We start from the raw sequence: 6,570 nt of genomic DNA on the forward strand, positions 1-6,570 counted from the left end.
TTAAGTTGATGGGTGTGGGGTACCACCCCATCGCTATCAAGCTAGCAAAACTAAATTTCCTTGAAATGAAAAAAACGCTATTCTTTCTGTATATTTTTACAAAAAGAATAACGTTTTTTCCGTTTTATAGATACAATCTCATTTATTTTTCTTGGTGTTCCGCATCCCATTCACTTAAATAGGATGCATATTCTAATTCATCTGGATTATCATGTAACATAGAAATAAACTCTAATTTATTTCCATCACAATCCAGAAAGTATACACTCGCAGCTGGCATCCATCTTTGGACAATTGGCTCTTGATTTCCTTTTCCTTGGCTTCCTACCACTTCTATTCCACGATTCTCTAACCACAATTTAGAAGTCTTTAGAAATTCTAAATCTACACCAAAAGCAAAGTGTTTCATCTTAAAATCTTCAATATTATGTACTTCCCATAGTCCAAGCATTTGCTTTTTATTTTCTCCTACCCAAAAGAAAGCCACTTTTCTTTTGGATAGTTTTCTTGCTAATGCTAACCCTAACTTATTTTGATAGAAATCTATCGCCTTTTCTAAATCTCTTACATGTAAATGAGCTTCGTATATGTTCTGTATCATTCTGCTTATTCCTTTCTTTATTAGTAACTACGGGTTGAGTATTTACTGTAATTCAAAATCTGAAGTATGTATAATCATTGTAATGTATCTCCATATCCGATATACCTATTTACTATTCTATCGAAATTGAAATATGATAAATCCAACTGAGGTAGCAAATTCAAATAAAAATTCTACTACTTTTGTAGGAGAAATCTCCATCAAATTCAGATGAAATCATATTTAAATAATGAAAAAACGCTATTCTTTTAGTAAGAATATAAAGAAGGGATAGTATTTTTACTCTTGGGGGTAGTTAATATTTTTAACGCGATTATCGAAAGATGAACGCGCGTGCCTGTTTCATGTTTAGGGCAGGTTGTAGAGGATATAGTCCAGCATTAATAGTGGTGAACCGTATCATAAGTAAATGAGGTTTTAGCGAAAAAACAACAGCACCCTCTAATTTGCTGGAGAGGTGCTGTTTTGTTATTTGAATGGCTGACGTTAATATGCTCCTTTAATTTGAATGGTGGCAGCACCTTTTATTAGAATTGTCCCCTTGTTTAACAAATGCTTTTTTGTAAATAATATGTTTGTTAAACAATTAATTAAGGGGGACTTGTATGCCACAGAATCGAAAAGCAGAAGTTCAAAACGATGCATACGAAGGAAAAGAGATCATGCCAGATAATAATCCACAATATCTACCGCGTCACGTGCAAATGGAGCTGCCTCACGAATTTTCTGTAAATCCTCTGTTTGCCCGCGAAGGAGAATCAGTCGTTCCGCGCTTTCACATGCGTGATGAAGGCATGTTACCAGAAACAGCGTATCAAATCGTCCATGATGAAATCGCTCTTGATGGCAATGCCCGCTTGAATCTTGCAACATTTGTTAGCACATGGATGGAGCCTGCCGCAGAGCACTTATATGCCAAATCTTTCGACAAGAACATGATTGACAAGGATGAATATCCACAGACAGCCGAAATTGAGGAGCGGTGTGTCCGTATTTTAGCCAACCTCTGGCATTCGCCCACCCCCCTTACGACTATGGGCGTTTCAACAACTGGATCGTCGGAAGCATGTATGCTCGGGGGGCTTGCGTTAAAGAGACGCTGGCAAAACGCACGCAAAAGCGAAGGGAAGTCGGTGGATCGGCCTAATATTGTGTTTAGTTCTGCTGTTCAAGTCGTTTGGGAAAAATTCGCGAACTATTGGGAGGTTGAACCGCGCTATGTGAAGGTTAGCCCAGAGCATCCCCGATTGGATACTCAGGGGGTCCTCGCTGCCGTGGATGAAAATACGATTGGTGTGGTACCGATTCTCGGTGAGACTTATACCGGGCTTTACGAACCGGTTGCCGCCATTGCGAAAGCGTTGGACGATTTACAGGAGAGGACGGGCCTCGACATTCCCATGCATGTGGATGCGGCTTCGGGGGGATTTATAGCACCGTTTCTTCAACCAGATTTAGTCTGGGATTTTCAATTACCGAGGGTGAAGTCCATCAATGTATCCGGACATAAATATGGATTAGTCTACCCTGGGTTGGGTTGGATAATTTGGCGGGAAGCTGAAGATCTCCCTGAGGATCTAATCTTCCACGTCTCCTATTTGGGCGGGAACATGCCGACTTTTGCCCTGAATTTCTCTCGTCCTGGCGCACAAGTGCTCCTGCAATATTACAATTACCTGCGTTTGGGGAAAAGTGGGTACTATGATGTCCAAAGGGCTTCTCAGAAAGTCGCTCTTTTTCTTAGCAAGGCGATTCAGAAGATGGAACCGTTCGAACTTTTGTCCGATGGTTCGGATATTCCGGTTTTCGCTTGGCGACTGAAAGATGGTTACACATTAAACTGGAATCTTTATGATTTATCTCGACAATTGCGTGTGTTCGGCTGGCAAGTACCCGCCTATCCATTGCCTCCAGATATGGAAGCGGTGACGATTATGCGCGTTGTGGTTCGAAATGGATTTTCCATGGATCTCGCGCATTTATTTTTGAGGAACCTCAAACAGGCCGTTGCCTTTCTGGATTCCCTGGACGGGCCTATGCCACATGATACGAAATGTGATAATGGGTTTCATCACTAAGTGGGGACAGATCTCGTAGTCATTAAGTTGAGCTAACCACCGGTGAAATTAACTATCTTAGATGAATCCCTCCATTAAGAAATTTATTGGAGGGACTTTTTATGGAGATTAAGTCGACCAATAAGGATATGCTTTATACAGAAGAAAAGTTTATATCTCTTATCGGTTGGGGGAACAGGTTAAGCACCCGATCTGATAAATAGACGGAGAGATTCCGCCTATTGACTCGAAAAATAGCTATAAATAATCAGGGTCGCCTCATCTTTCCTCATGAAAAGATCAAAAAAGCTCTCAAAGATATGGAGAGAGAAGGAGTGGATATTGTATTTTCTTCCTTTTTTCCTGGTTTCGAAAGGTGGATTGAATTACCTAGAATTAATGAAGTATTATCTGTCATAAACCGAATGAAACATTTGAATTCTATTCAGATTGAGCCCTCTGAACACCTTTAATTACGACATAAATATTGATTATCTTGATAACCAAATAGTTATGTTAATTAGTGAAAGAAGTAGATACGTTGAACAAGCTGCAAAATTCAAAAAGGATACTGAAGATGTTAAAGCACTAAAAAGAGTTGAAGCTGTAATTTAAAAAGTTAGAATAATTGCTGATGAAAATAATATAAATCCTGATATTATTGAACAAGTATATAGAACAACGATTTCTTGCTTTATAAATCACGAATTAATCCATCATTCAAAAATAGATAATAAACAAGGGTAAATTACAAGATGCAATACAATAATTGGTCGGAAACGTATTATATCCTATATATTCAGCAATCGGGCTCTTTAATGGAGCAATGAAAAAAGCCTAATTTCTTCACATTAAATTGAGAAATTAGGCTTTTTAATATTGAAATTTCCTTAACGTTGTAAATCCGCATTTTCCTGACGCTACCCCATGCCCATCAACTTAAGATTTTGATGTCCCTCATTGCCATCAAGCTAATAAAAATGGGTTACCCCAAAACGATAAAAATGATTAGAGACCCTGATTCTTTTATACAAGTCAGAAAAATCAGGGCTATTTTTAAAGGGTTATTGAGTAAGCAATAGTTAATTGATTATGCCAGTATTTTTATTCTTCACTAATAAAGGGAGCAATTATTTTTTTTTCATAAGAAGATAACACGATATTCGTTGATGGCGTACCATATTGCATTGTATCATCAATAAATTGTTCTAAGCTTTCTACAGAATACGTTGCTAATTTGACAATATAGCTAATTTCTCCTGCTACTCTGTAACACTCAAGTACATCTGGATGATTATAGCAAAAGTTAGCTAATGATTTACAATTCGTTGATTTAAACAATATAAGTGCAGAAATTGGACGGTTTATTTTTTTTAGAGAAACATGTGCATGGTAACCTTCAATAATTTGTTGCTCCTCTAACTTCCGTACTCGCTCAGTTACTGACGGAGAAGATAAGTGAACGGCTTCTGCTAAATCCTTCATTGAAATTTTTGCATTTGACTGTAATAATCCCACGATTTTTTTATCAATTTGATCCATAAATTATCCAACCTTTTTTTATAAAATAGAATAACCTAAACTCTTTATATAATAAAGCCAAACAATCGAATATCCTTATTGAACGTATTTATCAGCCTTCTATATTTGTATAAAATAAGGATATCAGGAGGCGATTTACGATATGAAAAAGATTTTATTATTATTAGCTGACGGATTTGAAGCAGTAGAAGCTAGTGTATTTACAGATGTACTAGGCTGGAATAAATGGGAGGGAGATGGATCGACCGAGGTCGTAACAGTTGGTCTTCGGAATAAATTAACCTGTACTTGGAATTTTACTGTCATACCCGAAAAAACGGTTGATGATATTCAATTAGATGAGTTTGATGCACTAGCTATTCCAGGGGGATTTGAAGAAGCTGGTTTTTATCGGGATGCATACAGTAGAGAATTCTTAAATGTTATTCAACATTTTCATGCCAAGCAGAAGCCTATTGCCAGTATTTGTGTTGCATCATTAACGCTTGGTAAAAGCGGAATTCTTACAGGTAAAAAAGCTACCACATACAGTCATCCAACGAGTAAACGAAAAGAGCAGTTAAAGAATTTCGGTGCAATCGTACAAAATGATTTAATTGTTCAAGATGGAAATATTATTACATCTTCAAATCCAGGTACAGCTTTTGATGTTGCATTTTTATTACTTGAAAAACTAACATCTAAAAAGAACGCTGAACATGTAAAGGATCTTATGGGATTTTAGGCATTTATCTTCTTGTGAGTTTTTGGTGCTTGCTAGAAGTAATGTGAAAAGTCGTCGTGCTCTAGCTCTATTTGTTGAACCAGAGGAAAAAGAAGAAGGGTTTGATTATTACAATACTTATAATAGGAGAATTTTTATGATTATAACACTTTTCACATATATTTTGTTAGGTTTATCTTTAGCAATACCTGCAGGTGCTATGACAGTCCAAATGACTAAACAAGGAATGAGAAATGGTTTCGTACATGGTTGGTTTGTAGGTATAGGAGGAATGACTGTAGATTTATCTTTAATAGTCCTGATTTATCTAGGGTTCTCTAGTGTATTAACCAATCCATGGGTAGAAACAGTTATGTGGCTACTAGGTTTTGTATTTTTAATGTTTATTGGAATAGAAAGTATTAAAGAAGCAAAGTCAGAAGTTAACATAGAGGGAGAAGATCCTAATAAATCTTTATTATCAGCTTATTTATCTGGTTTTATGATTGCTATATCACCGGCTAATATTGTATTTTGGATAGGGGTCTTTGGTCCGGTTCTAGTTTCTTCATTAGGTAATGCAAGTACATCTACATTTATATTAATAGCTGTAGGTATTTTATTAGGTATCTTTATGCATGATATGATTTTATTAAGCTTTGTTCATTTTACTAGACGTTTTCTAAATCCAACCTTTATTAAAAGGGTATCTATATTTGCCGCAATAGTCCTATTCGGATTTAGTGGTTATTTTGGTTACGAGTTTATAAAACAAGTAATGACTTTTATCTCAAAAGCATAACTCTTATAAACTTAAATAGGGTGGTTATAATGTAAATGAAAAAGATACGTATTTTAAACCTAAACGTAACGTAATTGTAAATATGTTATATCACGTAGGCAACCCCTCAGGAATTCGTTGATCCCTGAGGGGTCTTTAAATTCCCTACACGTAGCCTTTAGAAAAAAGAAACGAACTCCACTATAATTGACGTTGTATGAGCTTAGCTTGATAGCGATGGGGTACCACCCACATTTTAACGAAAATATACGCTAAGCAAATTTCGATATAAAAGAAGCCGAATTTTCTACTCTAAGAAACTTTCGGCTTCCATTCGTTATAAGTTAGTTGCTACTTTGTTTTCTTCATATTCTTTCACTATTTTATAAAATGTATTTTTCTTTAGTTCTAATATCTCCATAAACTTAACTCCCGTTATTTCTCCATTTTTCCACTTGGGATAAGTTTCTTCTATAGTTCATGTGTTGGGTGGAGTGTGAGGGTACGACCTTGCATTCCATTTTTTTGTTCTCCCAAAAAATTCTTCTTATGTAATCTGTTGCGATTTCTTGTAAACAAGTTCTTAAGTCCTGGCTTAAATAGTGATAAATTTGCAGCTGTCTTTTAACGTATTCTTGTTGTTTTGTTTTGGATTTTTTGATCATATCAATCACAGCATCGTATTCGAAAAAAAATATTTTTTGTTCGCTTCAATTATAAAAACATCATTTTGAACAGGATTTTCAAAGAAAAATTGCTCAAAGAATGTAGGTTGGGTCTCGTTATGTACAAGTTTTAACATAGATTATTGCTCCTTTTACTGTATGATTTTATATTTTGTCATCTAATAATATTTCTAAGATGGGGTAGCACCACACATCCATCA

The 6,570-nt window shown here is 36.0% G+C and carries 6 protein-coding genes and 2 pseudogenes; 4 read left to right on the plus strand and 4 right to left on the minus strand.

Annotation, left to right across the window (positions count from 1 at the left end):
* Positions 1-142: 142 nt before the first annotated feature.
* A complete protein-coding gene (locus VK90_RS26045) occupies positions 143-601 on the minus strand; it encodes a VOC family protein (RefSeq protein WP_048376377.1) in 459 nt (152 codons plus the stop codon).
* Positions 602-1,206: 605 nt separating this feature from the next.
* On the opposite strand from VK90_RS26045, the gene VK90_RS26050 reads away from it, so the two are divergent.
* A complete protein-coding gene (locus tag VK90_RS26050; protein WP_048376379.1) occupies positions 1,207-2,679 on the plus strand; it encodes a glutamate decarboxylase in 1,473 nt (490 codons plus the stop codon).
* Between the two features lie 429 nt (positions 2,680-3,108).
* Positions 3,109-3,273 (plus strand): chorismate mutase, encoded by a 165-nt coding sequence (locus tag VK90_RS31525; RefSeq protein ID WP_376769448.1) that lies wholly within the window; start codon positions 3,109-3,111, stop codon positions 3,271-3,273.
* A gap of 489 nt (positions 3,274-3,762) precedes the next feature.
* Here the strand turns inward: VK90_RS31525 and VK90_RS26060 are convergent, their stop codons facing one another.
* Positions 3,763-4,200: an Lrp/AsnC family transcriptional regulator gene (locus tag VK90_RS26060; RefSeq protein WP_048376384.1), complete on the minus strand. Its 438-nt coding sequence runs from the start codon at positions 4,198-4,200 to the stop codon at positions 3,763-3,765.
* A 142-nt stretch (positions 4,201-4,342) separates the two neighbouring features.
* On the opposite strand from VK90_RS26060, the gene VK90_RS26065 reads away from it, so the two are divergent.
* Entirely contained in the window at positions 4,343-4,924 is a 582-nt protein-coding gene (locus tag VK90_RS26065; RefSeq protein WP_048376386.1) for a DJ-1/PfpI family protein, read from the plus strand.
* Positions 4,925-5,060: 136 nt separating this feature from the next.
* Positions 5,061-5,705: a LysE family translocator gene (locus VK90_RS26070; RefSeq protein ID WP_048376387.1), complete on the plus strand. Its 645-nt coding sequence runs from the start codon at positions 5,061-5,063 to the stop codon at positions 5,703-5,705.
* Between the two features lie 316 nt (positions 5,706-6,021).
* Here VK90_RS26070 and VK90_RS31275 read toward each other — a convergent pair.
* Positions 6,022-6,159 (minus strand): annotated as a pseudogene (locus VK90_RS31275) (recombinase family protein); the annotation flags it as partial.
* Positions 6,110-6,486, minus strand: a pseudogene (locus tag VK90_RS30975) (hypothetical protein). The pseudogenes VK90_RS31275 and VK90_RS30975, both read right to left, overlap by 50 nt.
* Positions 6,487-6,570: the final 84 nt, after the last annotated feature.

Source organism: Bacillus sp. LK2 (genome assembly GCF_001043575.1).
GTDB classification, from domain to species: domain Bacteria; phylum Bacillota; class Bacilli; order Bacillales; family Bacillaceae_G; genus Bacillus_A; species Bacillus_A paramycoides.

Excerpts from the sequence above, each read along its gene's own strand:
- VK90_RS26070 (WP_048376387.1), top strand. The coding sequence starts at position 5,061 with ATGATTATAACACTTTTCACATATATTTTGTTAGGTTTATCTTTAGCA.
- VK90_RS26065 (WP_048376386.1), top strand. The coding sequence starts at position 4,343 with ATGAAAAAGATTTTATTATTATTAGCTGACGGATTTGAAGCAGTAGAA.
- VK90_RS26050 (WP_048376379.1), top strand. The coding sequence starts at position 1,207 with ATGCCACAGAATCGAAAAGCAGAAGTTCAAAACGATGCATACGAAGGA.
- VK90_RS26045 (WP_048376377.1), bottom strand. The coding sequence starts at position 601 with ATGATACAGAACATATACGAAGCTCATTTACATGTAAGAGATTTAGAA.
- VK90_RS26060 (WP_048376384.1), bottom strand. The coding sequence starts at position 4,200 with ATGGATCAAATTGATAAAAAAATCGTGGGATTATTACAGTCAAATGCA.